Source organism: Halodurantibacterium flavum (assembly GCF_042681825.1).
GTDB lineage: Bacteria > Pseudomonadota > Alphaproteobacteria > Rhodobacterales > Rhodobacteraceae > Halodurantibacterium > Halodurantibacterium flavum.
In genome coordinates, this window is record NZ_JBHUGH010000005.1 from 280,883 (window position 1) to 296,791 (window position 15,909).

The window sequence follows — 15,909 nt, forward strand, 5'->3', positions numbered from 1 at the left end:
TCAGCTGCAGCCGCTGGTGCCGCCGCAGGTGTTGCACTTCATGCAGGTGCCGTTCCGGACCAGCGTGTAGTTGCCGCAATCGCCGCAGGGGTCGCCCTCATAGCCCTGCATCCGGGCGCGGGCGCGGGCATCGGCAGCAGCGGGCGCAGAGGCGACGGTCAGGGTGTCGCTCCCCGCCCCCGTAACTGCCCCCGTGACTGCACCTGCCACAGCGACATGGCTCGTGGTCTGGGCCAGCACGGCCTGCGTGCCGAAGGTCTGTGGCGCCAAGGTCTGGGGCGCCAGCGCGGTCGCGCCCTGCACGCCACCCTGCAGCACCACCAGTTCCTGCGGCACCCGCTTGCGCAGATAGCCGGTGGAACTGATCTGCTTCAGCACCTCCAGCCCCCGGCTGGTGGCACCCTGGCTTGCGGCATCCTCGGGCGTGGGGGCGGGCTTGCCCTCGGCATCGCCGCGCCCAAGCTCGTCGAAGGAGGCACCGGCGGGCTTCACATGGGCCAGATCCGTGCGGTCCAGATAGCTGACCGCCAGTTCCCGGAAGATGTAGTCGAGGATCGAGGTCGCGTTCTTGATGCTGTCGTTCCCCTGCACCATCCCCGCCGGCTCGAACCGGGTAAAGGTGAAGGCCTCGACGAATTCCTCCAGCGGCACACCATATTGCAGGCCCACGGACACGGCGATGGCGAAATTGTTCATCATCGCCCGGAAGCCCGCGCCTTCCTTGTGCATGTCGATGAAGATCTCGCCCAGCGTCCCGTCCTTGTATTCACCGGTGCGCAGATAGACCTTGTGGCCGCCTACGATGGCCTTTTGCGTATAGCCCTTGCGGCGTTCGGGCAGCTTTTCGCGGTGGCTGCGGATGATTTCGCGGACCACGACCTTTTCGACGATCTTTTCCGCGATCACCTGCGCCTTTTCGATCGGCGTGCCGGTGGCGAGCGTTTCCTCGGCCTCTTCGTCATCCTCGACCAGCGCCGATGCGAGCGGCTGGCTGAGCTTGGACCCGTCGCGGTAAAGCGCGTTCGCCTTGATGCCGAGGCTGTGCGACAGCTCATAGGCGGCCTTGCAATCCTCGATCGTGGCGGTCGAGGCCATGTTGATCGTCTTGGAAATCGCGCCCGAGATGAAGCTTTGCGCCGCCGCCATCATGTGGATGTGCGAGTCCACGCTCAGATACCGCTTGCCCTTCTTCCCGCAGGGGTTGGCGCAGTCGAAGACGGCGTAATGTTCCGGCTTGAGGAAGGGCGCGCCTTCCAGCGTCATCGTCCCGCAGACATGGTCATTCGCGGCGTCGATCTGCGCGCGGGTAAAGCCGAGATGGCGCAGCAGGTCGAAGGTCGGGTCGGCCAGACGATCCGCGGGGATGCCCAGCGTGCCGGTGCAGAAATCCGCGCCCAGCGTCCACTGGTTGAAGACAAAGCGGATGTCGAAGGCCGAGGGCAGCGCGGCCTCGATCTTGGCGATCTCGGCCTCGCCGAATCCATGGCCGACCAGCGCGGCATGGTTGATCCCGGCGCAGTTGCCAAGGCTGCCATGGCCCACCGCATAGGCGATGATTTCCTCGATCTGCGACGACGAATAGCCGAGCGTTTCCAGCGCCGCGGGGACCGAGCGGTTGATGATCTTGAAATAGCCGCCGCCCGCCAGCTTCTTGAACTTGACCAGCGCGAAGTCGGGCTCGATCCCGGTCGTGTCGCAATCCATTACCAGCCCGATGGTGCCGGTGGGGGCGATCACGGTGGCCTGCGCGTTGCGATAGCCATGCGCCTCGCCCAGACGCAGCGCGTCGTCCCAGGCGGATTGCGCAAGTGCCACCAGCCGCGCATCGGGGCAGTTCGCGTGGTCGAGCGGCACGGGCTTGACCGCCAGCCCCTCATAGCCCTCGGTCCTGCCATAGGCGGCGGTGCGGTGGTTGCGGATCACCCGCAGCATATGCTCGCGGTTCTTCGCATAGCCGGGGAAGGTTCCGACCTCGCCCGCGATTTCCGCCGAGGTGGCATAGGAAACGCCCGTCATCACCGCCGTCAGCGCCCCGCAGAGCGCGCGCCCCGCAGCCGAGTCGTAGCCGAGCCCCATGTTCATCAGAAGCCCGCCGATATTGGCATAGCCCAGGCCCAGCGTGCGGAAATCATAGGACCGCTGCGCGATTTCCCGGCTGGGGAACTGCGCCATCAGCACCGAGATTTCCAGCGTCAGCGTCCAGAGCCGCGTCGCATGGACATATCCGTCCGCATCGAAGCGCCCGTCGCGATAGAAGGTCAGCAGGTTCATCGACGCGAGGTTGCAGGCCGTGTCGTCCAAGAACATGTATTCCGAACAGGGGTTCGAGCCGCGGATCTCGCCATCCGCCGGGCAGGTGTGCCAGGCGTTGACCGTGTCGTGGAACTGGATGCCCGGGTCGGCGCAGGCCCAGGCGGCATGGCCGACCTGATCCCAAAGCTCGCGCGCCTTGACGGTTTTCGAGACGCGGCCATCGGTGCGCCGGATCAGCGCCCAGTCGGCATCATCGCGCACGGCCTGCAGGAACGCATCCGTCACCCGGACCGAGTTGTTGGAGTTCTGGCCCGAAACGGTGCTGTAGGCCTCGGAATCCCAGTCGGTGTCATAGGTGGGAAACTCGATGCTGGTGAAGCCCTGCCGCGCATATTGCAGCACCCGGTTGATATAGGTTTCCGGGATCATCGCTTTTTTCGCGCTGCGGATCGCGGATTTCAGCGCGCCGTTCTTTGCGGGGTCGGCGGCATCCTCGGCCAGTCCGTCCCATTGCGCCACGGCGGCGAAGAGGCCGTTCAGCTGCGCCTCATGCGCCTTGGAGCCGGCGACGAGGCTTGCGACCTTCTGTTCCTCGATGACCTTCCAGTTGATGAACTGCTCGATGTCGGGGTGATCCATGTCGCAGATCACCATCTTGGCCGCGCGCCGGGTCGTGCCGCCCGACTTGATCGCGCCGGCCGCGCGGTCGCCGATCTTGAGGAAGCCCATGAGCCCCGAAGACTTGCCCCCGCCCGACAGTTTCTCGCCCTCGCCGCGAAGCGAGGAAAAGTTCGTGCCCGTCCCCGAGCCGTATTTGAACAGACGCGCCTCGCGCACCCAGAGGTCCATGATCCCGCCGTCATTCACCAGATCGTCGCTGACCGACTGGATGAAGCAGGCATGGGGCTGCGGGTGTTCATAGGCGCTGTCGGATTTCACCAGCTTGCCGGTCTTGTAATCGACGTAGAAATGGCCCTGGCTCGGCCCGTCGATGCCATAGGCCCAGTGCAGGCCGGTGTTGAACCATTGCGGGCTGTTCGGCGCGGCCATCTGGCGCGCCAGCATCACGCGCATTTCGTCGAAATAGGCGCGGGCATCGGATTCGGCGGTGAAATAGCCGCCCTTCCAGCCCCAATAGGCCCAGGCGCCGGCCAGCCGGTCAAAGACCTGGCGCGCGCTGGTTTCGCCGGTGAAGCGTTCGGCTTCCGGCAGGTCTGCCAGCGCGGCCTCATCGGGGACCGAGCGCCACAGGAATTCGGGCACGCCCTTTTCGCGGACGCGTTTCAGCCGCGCAGGCACGCCCGCCTTGCGGAAATATTTCTGTGCGAGGACGTCCGAGGCCACCTGGCTCCAGCCTGCCGGGACCTCTACGCCCTCGTTCCGGAAAACGATGGTGCCGTCGGGGTTGCGGATTTCCGACGTCGTGGTCGTGAATTCCAGCCCCGCATAGGCGTCGCGGTCGGCCTGGGTGAACCTGCGCTCGATCCTCATGTCCTCGTGCCCCTTTTTGAAGACGCCAGATGACATCGACAGGGCGAAGCGCCCTGTCCTGCGCGGCATTGATACGGCCACTATATCTGGTGTCGGTTGATTTCTGATACACAAGATTGACCCAAGGCGCGTCAGAGTCAACACGTTGTTCATCTGCGGCGGCGCAGAAATCCGGGGCAATTTTATCCACAATGGGGATGGAGTTGTGGAAAACCGCCTGCTTTCGCTGGGCCGCGCGGGTTCCACGGGCAAGGCCCCCGGTGGATGGCGGACCGGCGGCCCCCTGCCGGACAGCGCGGCAGCGGGCGCTTTCCGCGGCGCGGCATGGCCCTGGAAGGGGGCCTGCGGGCAGAATCACCCTGCCTTGTCACCCTGACTATCGCCCTTCGCCACCCGCCGCCGGGAACATCTTCTTCCGCCCGGCCTTGTCAGCGATGCGCCCGGAGCACTAGATGCCGGGGACCTGAAGGAGATGCCCATGAAGATCGCCGTCGCCGGCCTCGGCTATGTCGGAATATCGAACGCGGTGCTGCTGGCCCAGCATCATGAGGTGGTGGCCTGCGACCCGGTCGCGGCCAAGGTCGAAACCGTCAATGCGGGCAAGAGCCCGATCGAGGATCGCGAATGCGCGGAATACCTCGCATCGGGTCGGCTGCGGCTGCGCGCGACGACCGACCCCGCCGATGCCTATGCCGGCGCGGACTGGGTCATCATCGCGACGCCCACCAACTATGACCCCCGCACCAACCGGTTCGACACCAGCTCGGTGGAAAGCGTGGTCGATCAGGTGCGCGCCATCGCGCCCGATGCGGTGATGGTCATCAAATCGACGATCCCCGTCGGCTTTACCCGCCGCCTGACGGAACAGACGGGCTGCACCAACGTGATCTTTTCGCCCGAATTCCTGCGCGAGGGGCGCGCGCTTTATGACAACCTCTACCCCTCGCGCATCGTGGTGGGGGAACAGAGCGACCGCGCCCGCGCCTTTGCCGACCTGCTGCTGGAGGGGGCGATCCGCAAGGACGCGCCGGTCCTGTTCACCGACCCGACCGAGGCCGAGGCGATCAAGCTTTTCGCCAATACCTACCTTGCGATGCGGGTCGCCTATTTCAACGAGCTGGACAGCTACGCGCTGGTCCACGGGCTCGACACGCGGCAGATCATCGAGGGGATCGGCCATGACCCCCGGATCGGCGCGCATTACAACAACCCCTCGTTCGGCTATGGCGGCTATTGCCTGCCCAAGGACACCAAGCAGCTGCTCGCGAATTACGAGATCGTGCCGCAGACGCTGATCCGCGCCATCGTGGAATCGAACGCGACCCGCAAGGATTTCATCGCCGAAAGGGTGGTCGAACGGAACCCGCAGGTGGTGGGCATCTACCGGCTGACCATGAAGCAGGGGTCGGACAATTTCCGCGACAGTTCCATCCAGGGGATCATGAAGCGGATCAAGGCCAAGGGGATCGAGGTCATCGTCTACGAACCCGTGCTGACCGAGCCGCATTTCTACCGCTCGCGCGTGGTGAACGACCTTGCGGCCTTCAAGGCCGAGGCCGACCTGATCCTTGCGAACCGGCACACCCCCGATCTGGCCGATGTGGCCGGGAAGGTCTATACCCGCGATCTTTTCAACAGCGATTGATCTGGATCAGGGCCGCCCGGCCCCGCCCGCGCCATCCTTGCCCCATGATGCGAAGGAGGACGCGAGATGTATGACCGGATCATCGTTGCCGTGGCGCTGGCCGAGGGCGCCCAGGACGCCGCATTGCTGGAACAGGCGGGGCGGCTGGTGCAGCCCGCGGGCCGGATTCACCTGATCCATGTGCTGGAAGAGGTCCCGAGTTATATCGTGGCCGCCCTGCCGCCCGAGGCGCTGCAGGCACGCCGGGCCGAGGCGATGGTCGAACTGCGCGACATGGCCACCGCCACCGGGGTGGATTGCCTGCCCGAGGTGCGGCAGGGCGCCCCGGCCCCGGCCATATTGGAGGCGGCAGCGGCCCATGGCGCGGACCTGATCATGATCGCGTCGCACCGGCCCGACCTGCGGGACTACTTCATCGGCTCGACCGCCGCGCGGGTGGTGCGCCACGCCAAATGCTCGGTGCTGGTCTGCCGCTAGGGGTCCCGGGTCCGATACGCCGTTCCAGCGCAGGGCGATGCCGTTTCCCGCATTGCAACGCCCCCGCCCCTGCCCGATAGAAGGCAGATGGACAACGGCTGGGATGGCAGGGGCAGCAGGATGGACGACGCGCTGGTGATCTTTACCCCCTCGGGCAAGCGCGGGCGGTTCGCGCGCGGCACGCCGGTGCTGACGGCGGCGCGGCAGCTGGGCGTCGATCTCGATTCTGTCTGCGGCGGGCGCGGCATCTGTTCCAAATGCCAGGTCACGCCGGGCTATGGCGCCTTTCCGAAACATGGGGTCACGGTCGAACCCGGCGCGCTGAGCGACTGGAACGCGGTCGAACAGCGCTACAAGGACAAGCGCGGCCTGATCGAGGGGCGGCGGCTCGGCTGTCAGGCCCGGATCGAGGGCGATGTGGTCATCGACGTGCCGCCCGAAAGCCAGCTGCACCGGCAGGTGATCCGCAAGGCGGCCACCGCCCGCGCGATCACCATGAACCCCGCCACCCGGCTTTATTATGTCGAGGTGGCGGAGCCCGACATGGAAAACCCCTCGGGCGATTTCGAGCGGCTGTGCGAGGCGCTGGCGGATCAGTGGTCGCTGCCCCGCCCCGCCATCGCGCCCGCCGTGCTGCGCCGCCTGCAACCCGCCCTGCGCAAGGGGAACTGGCGCGTGACCGTGGCGCTGCACCGCACGGGCGATGCGGGCCAGATCACGGCGATCTGGCCGGGCCTGCATGAAGGCGGCATCCAGGGGCTCGCCATCGACCTCGGCTCGACCACCATCGCCGCGCATCTCTGCGATCTGGGCGACGGGCGGGTGATCGGGTCATCCGGCGTGATGAACCCGCAGATCCGGTTCGGCGAGGATCTGATGAGCCGCGTGTCCTATGCGATGATGAACCCCGGCGGCGCGGCCGAGATGACGACGGCCGTGCAAGAGGCGCTGACCCGGCTGGCCACGGCGATCATCGCCGAGGCGGGGATCGACGCCGCGCAGGTCGTCGAGGCGGTGATCGTCTGCAACCCGGTGATGCACCATCTGCTCCTGGGGATCGACCCGGTCGAGCTTGGGCAGGCACCCTTCGCGCTTGCGACCTCGGGCAGTCTGGCGCTGACGGCGCGGGATATCGGGCTTTCGGGCGTGGCCGAGGCGGCGCAGGTCTATATCCTGCCCTGCATCGCCGGGCATGTGGGCGCGGATGCCGCCGCCGTCGCCCTGTCCGAGGCCCCGGACAAATCCGACGATCTGGTGCTGATCGTCGATGTGGGCACCAATGCCGAGATCCTCCTGGGGAACCGCGACCGGGTGCTCGCCTGTTCCTCGCCCACCGGGCCCGCCTTCGAGGGAGCGCAGATCAGTTCCGGCCAGCGCGCCGCCCCCGGCGCCATCGAACGGCTGGAGATCGACCCCGTGACAAGGGAACCCCGGTTCCGCGTGATCGGCTGCGATCTCTGGTCCGACGAGCCGGGCTTTGCCGAAGGGGTCGCAGCGACCGGCATCACCGGCATCTGCGGCTCGGGCATCATTGAGGCGGTGGCCGAGATGCGGATGGCGGGGCTTCTGGATGCCTCGGGCCTCATCGGCAGCGCGGAACAGGTGGGCAGCGCGCGGATGATCCCGCAGGGGCGCACCCATGCCTATCTGATCCATGACGGAAGCGCGGCCGGCGGCCCGGTCATCACCGTGACCCAGGGCGATATCCGCGCGATCCAGCTTGCGAAATCGGCGCTTTACGCGGGCGCGCGGCTGTTGATGGACGAACTGGGCGTGGACCGGGTGGACCGCGTGGTGCTGGCCGGGGCCTTTGGCGCCCATATCTCGGCGAAACATGCGATGGTGCTGGGGATGATCCCGGATGTGACGCTCGACCGCGTGAGTTCGGCCGGAAACGCCGCAGGCACCGGGGCGCGCATCGCGCTCTGCGATCAAGAGGCGCGGGTGGCGATCGAGGAGACCGTGCACCACATCCACAAGGTCGAAACCGCCATCGAGCCGCGCTTTCAGGAACATTTCGTCGCGGCGAACGCCCTGCCCCACGCAACCGACCCCTTCCCCGAGTTGCGCAAGGTCGTGACCCTGCCCGAGGTGAGCTTCAACACCGGCGGCGGAGGCGACGGCGCAAGACGGCGGCGGCGGTAGGGGTGCGGCGCCTCTTGACGCCGGGGGCGGCCACGGCTACCAACGGCGCCACGCGGGCGTAGTTCAGAGGTAGAACGTCAGCTTCCCAAGCTGAATGTCGTGGGTTCGATTCCCATCGCCCGCTCCATCCCTGCTGGCTTGGCGCATCCTTTCCCCCGTTGCTTTCTGCCTCCCTTGCCGTTCGGGGGTGGCCCGGACCGTTCGGAGGTGGCCCGGACCGCGCCGCGCCTCCTCGCCGCAGGACGCTTGCCGCAAGACACCCGGTGCAGGGCACAGGGTGCAAGACCCCCCGCGCAGGATGCTCAGCGCAGGATCGGCAGGGGCGGCCCCTGGCCCAGATCGAGCGCGCCGCGCGCGAGGCCGAGGCTGACCTTCACCATCTCTCCGTGTTCGCGAAAGAGCGATTCCACCCGCGCGCCCTCGCCCGAACGCAGGGCCGCGACGATGTAGTGGTGCTGCCAATGGGCGTGGCGCAGGTGATCGGCCCGCGCCAGCGGGGCCGAGGGCGCAAAGCGGATCGCGTCCGGCCCGCCGAAAGGCACCCGCGCCAGCGTCGCGCGCAGCGGCGCGATCAGCCCGACGCCCGCCACCCGGATCGCCGCATCGGTGACGAGCGCGTGAAACCGCCGGTTCATCGCGCCATAGGCGGCCTCTTCCACCGGCTGGCCGGGACGAAAGAGCGCGTCGCCCTGCCGCAGGCAATCGTCAAGCTCTGCTGCCACATCGTCGGGCAGGCCCGCCTCGGCCAGACGGCGCGCGGCATAGCCTTCGAGAACCGAGCCAAGCTCCACCGCCGCCACGACATCGGCCCGGTCATAGCTGCGCACCAGATAGCCGCGCCCGCCCGCCCGGCGCAGCACGCCTTCCTCGACCAGCACCGCAAGCGCATGGCGCACGGGCGTGCGCGAGACGCCGAGCGCCTCGGCCAGCCCGGCCTCGGACAGCTTTTCGTCCGGGCTGAGCGTGCCGTTCAACGCCCATTCCCGCAGCCGGTCCACCACCTGCTGCTGCCGCGTGCCACTGCTGCGCCCCATCGCCCGCGCGTCCGTCAAGTCATTCATGAAAATACCCGTCCCTCAATCCCGACAGGAGAGCAGATCGGAGGGGCACTTGGCAAGACTTGCGCCGGAGGCGAAGCACTTGAACTTGCGCCAGAGGCGAAGCAGCTGATTTTCACCGCAGGCGCAGCCCGTCAGACCTGCCGCCGGTAATGTGTGCGCGCCGCTTCGTGGATCGGCCAGGGGTGGACGGTCGCGCGCAGGCGCACCTGACGGTGGCGTTCCACATTCGGCTTGCGCGTGCCGCCATCCGGTTCGCCCCAGATCACCGTTACCTCGCCCCGCGCCGCGGCCTCCGCGTCCAGAATCGCAAGCGAGATCCACGCCCGTTCATTCGCCGAGAAGACCGGGCTGATCGAGACGCCCGCCGGGCGGTCGTCGCAAAGCACCGTGTCATAGGGATGGGTCGCGTAATGGGCGGCCGGCATCTCCATGTATTTGGCGGGCAGATCGCCATCGTCCATCATGCCGCCAAAGACGCCCAGCACATCGTCGCGGTTCCAGACCAGCGTGACCTTTTGCCGGTGCGGGCCGGCGGCCATGCGTTCCAGCGCGGCGCGGCCGATGAAGTCATGGTCGAACCGGACCAGCCGGCCGTAATCCAGATCCCAGGGGGTGAAGTAGTAGCCCTCGATCCTGTCGGGGCGCCAGCTCCCGCCAAGCGAGCCGCGCGCCTCGAAGCTGTTCGCGCCCAGCCAGTCGCGATAGGGGCGCATCGCCTCGCCTTCATAGATCGCGGGCAGCGGCGAGGGCACCCAGCCGGATTCCGCCGCCGCCGTGGAATAGGCCCGCGCCCCCACCTGCCGCAGCCCATGGGCCGCCCCGGCCCGCATCAGCGCCGCATGAACGCGGGGGCCATCGGCGGCGGGGCCCCAGATCTCCAGCCCCTCGGCCCCGCCCATCCCGTGCGAGAGCGTGCGCGCATGGCAGCCGTCGATGGTGATCTCGCCCATGTTGAAGAATTTGGTGACAAGCGGCCCACCCTGGTTCACCGCGTTGAGGATTTCGAGCGCCCTGGGGCCCTGCACCTCATAGCGGTAGGTCTTGCGCGGGCGGTCGGGATTGTCGAGCGTGCGTTCATCCCGTTCCACCGTCACGTCATAGCCGCCGGTTTCGGCATGGAACTGCACCCAGTTCGCCAGCACCGGGCGGCCGACGACATTGAAAAGATCATCCTCGAGCCCGAAGAGGATCGCATCGCCGATCACATACCCTTCATGGCTGACGCAGACGATCTGCTTGGCCTTGTTGCGCCCGAAGCCCTTGAAGCTGTTCACCGCGATATCCGACAAGAGCCGCAGCGCGTCGGGCCCGCCCAGGTAAAGGTCGGTCATGTGCCAGGACTGGTCCATCAGCGCCGCCCCCTCGCGCCAGGCGCGCTGTTCCTCGATCCAGTTGCTGAATTCGGGCGGCACGGGGAACTGGTAGCGCCCGGTCTGGGCGTGGAGCAGCATCTCCACGGCGCTGCCACTGGCGGCGATGCGGTCGTTCAGGGTCTTCATCTCGGTCCTCCCTCCGGAAACTTGGGATACCTGAGCGTGAAGTCCTGAGTCGGGCAAGCGTTTTTTCCACGTTTGGGATACAATATTGAAGCCGGATCGCGCGCGCCTGCTGCTGTGGAAAGTTCGCGCAGGGGGGTTGACAGGAACCGGCACAGCGCAGCTTCAGCAGCAGAAGCATCTAATTTTCAATGTGTTTTTTATCACCAAATTTCAGGCATTTGGTGGCGTGATGCCCGATTCTTGGGAACAGGGCGGCCTTGGGCCTGTTGTCCCGGTCATCACAGGACGACGAAAGGATACAAAACGATGAAGCGTATTTTCATGACGACCACCGCCGCAATCCTTCTGGCCGCACCCCTCGCCGCGCAGGAGACGGGCACCGAACCGGCCCCCGGAACGGGGATGGAGCCTGCACAGACGGAACCGGCGCCGGGCCTCGGGACGGACGGGCTGGGCACGGATGCGCCGGGCACGGACGGGCTGGGCACCGATGGGCTGGGCACCACCACGGGCACCGGCGACGCGCCGGGCACCGGCCCCGTGACCGATCAGCTGGGCGATCCGGCGGCACCGGGCACCGAGCCGGGCACCGGGGACCTGGATGACGGGCTGGGCACCGAGCCTGCACCGGGCGTAGCTCCGGGGGTTGAGGCCGCGCCGGGCGGCGATCTGGAGACGGGCGCCGGGGCCGATGGCGACGCGATCCCCATGACCGATGTGGAGCCGGGCGACCTGGAGGGCGCGACCGTCTATGGCAATGACGGTGAGGAAATCGGCACCGTCAGCGAGGTTGAGACCTTTGGCGAAGGGGAATCGATCAGCGGCCTGATCGTCACCGTGGACGAGCGTGACGTGCGCCTCGACGCGATGAGCTTTGCCATCCACGAGGGTGAAGACGATGACTATGAGGTCCATGTGACGCTGGAGCAGGAAGCCTTCGACGCCCTGCCCGAGCATCAGCAGGAGATCTGAGCGGCCTTGTGCTCAACGGAAAAACGGCAGGCCCCGCGCGTGATCGCGGGGCCTTTGGCATTTGCGCCGCCGGGGGGCGGCACTTGCGTCTGGCGGGACGCCGCGGAAGCCGCTAGCACAGGGAGGCACCAACAAAAGCAGGAGTTTGCCCATGTCCGACATCACCCGCATTGAAACCGGCCCGCGCATGAGCCAGGCGGTCATCCATAACGGCCTCGTCTATCTTGCCGGTCAGGTCGGCAAGCCGGGCGAGAGCGTGACCGCCCAGACGACCGAGGTTCTGGCCCAGATCGACCGGCTGCTGGCCGAGGTGGGGTCGGACAAGACGCGCATCCTGTCGGCGCAGATCTGGCTGGCCGACATGGCCGATTTCGCCGAGATGAACGCGGTCTGGGATGGCTGGGCGCCGCAGGGCCACACGCCGGCACGCGCGACGGGGGAATCGAAGCTCGCCACGCCCGACTACAAGGTCGAAATCATCGTGGTCGCCGCGCAGAAGTGACGGCCCCAAGGGGCGGCCCGACGACCGGGCTGCCCCAAAGGCGCCTCAGCCGGGCCCGCCGCCGTTTTCGAGCAGATAGCCGATCAGCTGGCGGGTCGATCCGTCCTTGCCCTCGGCCCCTGCGCGGCCTTCGAGCACCGGTTGCAGGGCATTGGCGAGTTCCTTGCCAAGTTCCACCCCCCATTGGTCAAAGCTGTTGATCCCGAGGATGACGCCCTCGACGAAGACCCGGTGTTCGTAAAGCGCGATGATCTGGCCCAGCACAAAGGGGGTCAGGCGCGGATAGATCAGCGTGGTCGAGGGGCGGTTGCCCGGAAAGACGCGGTGGCGGGCCTGACGGTCAAGCTCCTCGCCCGCCAGCCCCTTGGCCTCCATGATGGCGCGCGCCTCCGGCAGGCTGCGGCCACGCAAAAGCGCCTCGGACTGGGCAAGGCAGTTGGCGGCGAGCAGGCGGTGATGATGGGCAAGCTCACGCTCATGCCCCTGCGCGGCCAGCAGAAACTCGCAGGGGATGACGCGGGTGCCCTGATGGATCAGCTGGTAAAAGGCGTGCTGGCCGTTGGTGCCGGGTTCGCCCCAGACGACCGGGCCGGAATGGCGGGGCAGGTCCGCGCCGTCCATCGAGACCCGCTTGCCGTTCGATTCCATCTCCAGCTGTTGCAGATAGGCGGGCAGGCGCAACAGCCGCTGGTCATAGGGCAGGACGGCGCGGGTCGCATAGCCGCAGATCTGGTTGTGCCAGATGCCCACCAGCGCAAGGAGCACCGGCAGGTTTCCGGCCAGCGGCGCGTCGCGGAAATGCGCGTCCATGGCGGCGCCGCCGGCGAGAAACTCGCGGAATTTTTCGGGGCCGATGGCGATCATGAGCGAGAGCCCGATCGGCCCCCACATGGAATAGCGGCCGCCGACCCAATCCTCGAAGCCGAAGACCCGTTCCGGCGCGATGCCATAGGCCGCCGTGCGGTCCCCGGCGGATGAAAGCGCCGCGAACTGCGCCGCCGGATCGGCGACGCGGCCCGACATCCAGCCCCGGGCCGTGTCGGCATTGGTCATCGTCTCGATGGTGGTGAAGGTCTTGGAGGCGACGATCACCAGCGTCGTTTCCGGGTTCAGGTCCTTCAGCGTATCCGCCACATGCGCGCCATCGACATTCGAGACGAAATGGCAGCGCGGCCCGGAATGATAAGGCGCGAGCGCCAGCACCGCCATCGCCGGCCCGAGGTCAGACCCGCCGATGCCGATATTCACCACATCGGTGATGGCGCCGCCCTGCCCCAGAAAGCGCCCTGCGCGCACGTCCTCGGCAAAACGTTCCATCCGCGACAGCGTTTCGCGGACGCCGGGCATCACGTCCTGCCCGTCCACCATGACGCTTGCGTCCGGGTTGCGCAGGGCGGTGTGCAGGACGGCGCGGCCCTCGGTCTCGTTGATGCGGGCGCCGGAAAACATCGCGTCGCGGCGGGCGGCAAGCCCTGCATCCTCGGCCAGGCGGATCAGCAGGTCGCGGGTTTCCGCGTCGATATTCGTCTTGGAATAGTCGAACAGCATCTCGCCCGCGCGGGCCGAAAAGCCTGCGGCGCGGCTGTCGTCGAACAGCGACAGGATCGTGCGGTCCCTTGCCGCGTCATGGCGGGCGGCCAGATCATCCCAGGTGGTCATTGTCCCTCATCCGAGTTTGGTGTGCCGTTTCCTGATTGAAATCCCGCGCGCGTAACGGCGGGGTGACGTTTTCGCGCGTTATTCGGCCCAATGGACGGTCGCATCCGCCAGAACGGCGCGGACCGGGGCGGAAAGCTCGTCAAGGCCCTGCGCGCGTTCCAGCGCCTCGCGCTTTTCCGGGCCGGTGATCAGGATGTGGATGCGCATCGCCTCGCGCAGGACGGGGGCGGTCAGGGTGATGCGCGGCTCGCCGGCGGCCTCGGCCCGGAGCGCCATGAGGATCGGCGCGTCGGGGGCCATCGCCTCGGCCAGACGGTCGGCGCCGGGGAACAGCGAGGCCGTGTGCATGTCGGCCCCCATCCCCAGGAGCAGCACGGAAATGGGCAGGAAGGGCCGGATCTCCTCGGCCAGATCGTCAAGCGCCTCTTCCGGCGTCGCGGTGTTGAGATAGAGCGGCAGCAGGCGGGCGTCGGCGGCGCGGTCGCGCAGCAGGCGTTCCCGCACCAGCCGCGTGTTCGACCGGGACGAGCTTTCGGGGACCCAGCGTTCATCGTTCAGGACAACCGCCACCCGCGACCAGTCGAGATCGGTGCCGGAGAGCGTATCGAAGACCGGCCCCGGCGTCGTGCCGCCCGGAACCGAAAGCGTCGCGTGATCCTGCCTGCGCAGGAAATCCGCAAGCTCGCCCGCGATCTTGTCGGCAAGGCTCAGCATCATCAGTTCCCGGTCGGGATAGTCGCAGAAATTCATTCCCGGATCTCCCGCCAGCGTCGTCCGTCCCGGTGGAGAAGCATCAACGCATCCTCGGGACCCGAGGTTCCGGGGTCATAGCCGCGCGGGCGGTCGTCGCGCGCCTCCCACCCCTCGATCACCGGATCGGCCCAGGCCCAGGCGGCCTCGACCTCGTCCCCGCGCATGAAGAGCGTCTGGTTCCCGCGGATCACATCCATGATGAGCCGTTCATAGGCATCGGGAATATCGGCCCCCGTTTCCCCCAGCGCATCGGCGAAGGACATGTCGAGCGGCACCTCGGTCAGGCGCATCCCGCCCGGCCCCGGTTCCTTGATCATCACGCGCAGGTTCATGCCCTCGTTCGGTTGCAGCCGGATGACGAGCACGTTTTCCTTCCAGCCCTCCTCGCCCTCGAAAATCGAATGGGGCGGTTCGCGGAAGGTGATCGCGATCTCGCTGGTGCGGGCGCGCAGGCGCTTGCCGGTGCGCAGGTAAAAGGGCGTCCCCTTCCACCGCCAGTTCGAGATGCAGACCTTGAGCGCGATGTAGCTTTCGGTGCGGCTGGCGGGGTTTTCCACATCCTCCAGATAGCCGGGCTGGCCGTTGGCCAGATACTGGCCGCGCACGATATCCTCGGGGCGGACGGGGTCGAGCGCGCGGATCACCTTGAGCTTTTCGTCCCGCACCGCGTCGGGGTCAAAGCGATAGGGCGGCTCCATCGCGATGAGGCACAGAAGCTGCATCAGGTGGTTCTGCACCATGTCCCGCATCGCGCCCGAGCGGTCATAATAGCTGCCGCGCCCGCCCACGCCCACGGTTTCGGCGACCGTGATCTGCACATGGTCGATGAACTGCGAGTTCCACAGCGGCTCGAACAGGATATTGGCAAAGCGGACGGCCATCAGGTTCTGGACGGTTTCCTTGCCCAGATAATGGTCGATCCGGTAGATCTGCGTTTCGTCGAAATGGCGGGCGAGCACCGCGTTGAGGTCCCGCGCCGTCGCAAGGTCGCGGCCAAAGGGCTTTTCGACCACCACGCGGCTGCTGGCGTCGGTGATCCCGTGCTGGTGCAGCCGTTCCGCCAGATCGCCGAAAAGCGCTGGCGCGACCGAAAAGTAAAAGGCCCGCACCACGTCCTTGCGGGTGCGGCCCGCAAGCTCGGCCCAGCCGCCGTCGCCCTGCGCGTCGATCGCCACATAGTCGATCGTGCCAAGGAAATCCGACAGCCCCTCGGCCCGGCGCAGGTCGGGGATGAATTCGCGCAGGGCCTCCGCGACGAACTGGCGATAGCCGGCCTGATCCATCTCGGACCGGGCGGCGCCGATGATCCGGCTGTCGGCGGGCATCTGCCCCGCGACAAAGCGGCGATAGAGCCCCGGCAGGATCTTGCGCCGCGCGAGATCGCCTGTGCCGCCAAAGATGACCAGATCGAAGGGATCGACCGGTATGACGCGCGAAACCATATGCCCTCTT

General features: G+C 67.1%; 12 protein-coding genes and 1 tRNA gene. 7 read left to right on the forward strand and 6 right to left on the reverse strand.

The features are described from left to right. A complete protein-coding gene (locus ACFSGJ_RS07990; RefSeq protein ID WP_390260548.1) occupies positions 1 to 3,744 on the reverse strand; it encodes a vitamin B12-dependent ribonucleotide reductase in 3,744 nt (1,247 codons plus the stop codon). Between the two features lie 478 nt (positions 3,745 to 4,222). Between ACFSGJ_RS07990 and ACFSGJ_RS07995 the strand changes: the two genes are divergently transcribed. The 4 genes from ACFSGJ_RS07995 (at position 4,223) to ACFSGJ_RS08010 (ending at position 8,138) form a co-directional block, all read left to right on the forward strand. Continuing rightward, on the forward strand, positions 4,223 to 5,389 hold the full coding sequence (locus ACFSGJ_RS07995; protein WP_390260550.1) for a nucleotide sugar dehydrogenase: 1,167 nt from the start codon (positions 4,223 to 4,225) through the stop codon (positions 5,387 to 5,389). A 66-nt stretch (positions 5,390 to 5,455) separates the two neighbouring features. Further along, complete coding sequence (locus tag ACFSGJ_RS08000) at positions 5,456 to 5,866, forward strand: universal stress protein (protein ID WP_390260552.1); 411 nt, start codon at positions 5,456 to 5,458, stop codon at positions 5,864 to 5,866. A 120-nt stretch (positions 5,867 to 5,986) separates the two neighbouring features. Further along, positions 5,987 to 8,011, forward strand: a complete 2,025-nt coding sequence (locus ACFSGJ_RS08005; RefSeq protein ID WP_390260554.1) for an ASKHA domain-containing protein — start codon at positions 5,987 to 5,989, stop codon at positions 8,009 to 8,011. Positions 8,012 to 8,063: 52 nt separating this feature from the next. Continuing rightward, positions 8,064 to 8,138: transfer RNA gene (locus tag ACFSGJ_RS08010), tRNA-Gly, on the forward strand. A 175-nt stretch (positions 8,139 to 8,313) separates the two neighbouring features. Here the strand turns inward: ACFSGJ_RS08010 and ACFSGJ_RS08015 are convergent. Together ACFSGJ_RS08015 and ACFSGJ_RS08020 are read right to left on the reverse strand one after the other, a co-directional pair. Further along, positions 8,314 to 9,072 (reverse strand): GntR family transcriptional regulator, encoded by a 759-nt coding sequence (locus tag ACFSGJ_RS08015; protein WP_390260556.1) that lies wholly within the window; start codon positions 9,070 to 9,072, stop codon positions 8,314 to 8,316. 131 nt (positions 9,073 to 9,203) lie between these two features. After that, complete coding sequence (locus tag ACFSGJ_RS08020; protein ID WP_390260558.1) at positions 9,204 to 10,571, reverse strand: aminomethyl transferase family protein; 1,368 nt, start codon at positions 10,569 to 10,571, stop codon at positions 9,204 to 9,206. A gap of 85 nt (positions 10,572 to 10,656) precedes the next feature. Between ACFSGJ_RS08020 and ACFSGJ_RS08025 the strand changes: the two genes are divergently transcribed. The 3 genes from ACFSGJ_RS08025 (at position 10,657) to ACFSGJ_RS08035 (ending at position 12,045) form a co-directional block, all read left to right on the forward strand. Then, positions 10,657 to 10,881 carry a hypothetical protein gene (locus ACFSGJ_RS08025; protein WP_390260560.1) on the forward strand — a complete coding sequence of 75 codons (225 nt, stop codon included), beginning with the start codon at positions 10,657 to 10,659 and terminating at the stop codon, positions 10,879 to 10,881. Continuing rightward, positions 10,878 to 11,543, forward strand: coding sequence for a PRC-barrel domain-containing protein (locus ACFSGJ_RS08030; protein WP_390260562.1), 666 nt, complete (start codon positions 10,878 to 10,880; stop codon positions 11,541 to 11,543). The genes ACFSGJ_RS08025 and ACFSGJ_RS08030 overlap by 4 nt, the downstream gene beginning before the upstream one ends. Before the next feature lie 151 nt (positions 11,544 to 11,694). Beyond that, entirely contained in the window at positions 11,695 to 12,045 is a 351-nt protein-coding gene (locus tag ACFSGJ_RS08035) for a RidA family protein (protein WP_390260564.1), read from the forward strand. 45 nt (positions 12,046 to 12,090) lie between these two features. On the opposite strand, the gene pgi is transcribed toward ACFSGJ_RS08035, so the two are convergent. The 3 genes from pgi to zwf form a co-directional block, all read right to left on the reverse strand. Next, on the reverse strand, positions 12,091 to 13,704 hold the full coding sequence (pgi, locus tag ACFSGJ_RS08040; protein WP_390260566.1) for a glucose-6-phosphate isomerase: 1,614 nt from the start codon (positions 13,702 to 13,704) through the stop codon (positions 12,091 to 12,093). A 78-nt stretch (positions 13,705 to 13,782) separates the two neighbouring features. Next, the gene (pgl, locus tag ACFSGJ_RS08045; protein WP_390260568.1) at positions 13,783 to 14,454 is read right to left on the reverse strand and encodes a 6-phosphogluconolactonase; all 672 of its coding nucleotides are present in this window, start codon (positions 14,452 to 14,454) and stop codon (positions 13,783 to 13,785) included. Then, on the reverse strand, positions 14,451 to 15,899 hold the full coding sequence (zwf, locus tag ACFSGJ_RS08050) for a glucose-6-phosphate dehydrogenase (protein WP_390260570.1): 1,449 nt from the start codon (positions 15,897 to 15,899) through the stop codon (positions 14,451 to 14,453). The genes pgl and zwf overlap by 4 nt, the downstream gene beginning before the upstream one ends. Between the last annotated feature and the right edge of the window lie 10 nt (positions 15,900 to 15,909).

What these genes read in the sequence shown, in the direction of transcription:
- ACFSGJ_RS07990 (WP_390260548.1), bottom strand. Translation starts at nt 3,744, where the DNA reads ATGAGGATCGAGCGCAGGTTCACCCAGGCCGACCGCGACGCCTATGCG.
- ACFSGJ_RS07995 (WP_390260550.1), top strand. Translation starts at nt 4,223, where the DNA reads ATGAAGATCGCCGTCGCCGGCCTCGGCTATGTCGGAATATCGAACGCG.
- ACFSGJ_RS08000 (WP_390260552.1), top strand. Translation starts at nt 5,456, where the DNA reads ATGTATGACCGGATCATCGTTGCCGTGGCGCTGGCCGAGGGCGCCCAG.
- ACFSGJ_RS08005 (WP_390260554.1), top strand. Translation starts at nt 5,987, where the DNA reads ATGGACGACGCGCTGGTGATCTTTACCCCCTCGGGCAAGCGCGGGCGG.
- ACFSGJ_RS08015 (WP_390260556.1), bottom strand. Translation starts at nt 9,072, where the DNA reads ATGAATGACTTGACGGACGCGCGGGCGATGGGGCGCAGCAGTGGCACG.
- ACFSGJ_RS08020 (WP_390260558.1), bottom strand. Translation starts at nt 10,571, where the DNA reads ATGAAGACCCTGAACGACCGCATCGCCGCCAGTGGCAGCGCCGTGGAG.
- ACFSGJ_RS08030 (WP_390260562.1), top strand. Translation starts at nt 10,878, where the DNA reads ATGAAGCGTATTTTCATGACGACCACCGCCGCAATCCTTCTGGCCGCA.
- ACFSGJ_RS08035 (WP_390260564.1), top strand. Translation starts at nt 11,695, where the DNA reads ATGTCCGACATCACCCGCATTGAAACCGGCCCGCGCATGAGCCAGGCG.
- pgi (WP_390260566.1), bottom strand. Translation starts at nt 13,704, where the DNA reads ATGACCACCTGGGATGATCTGGCCGCCCGCCATGACGCGGCAAGGGAC.
- pgl (WP_390260568.1), bottom strand. Translation starts at nt 14,454, where the DNA reads ATGAATTTCTGCGACTATCCCGACCGGGAACTGATGATGCTGAGCCTT.
- zwf (WP_390260570.1), bottom strand. Translation starts at nt 15,899, where the DNA reads ATGGTTTCGCGCGTCATACCGGTCGATCCCTTCGATCTGGTCATCTTT.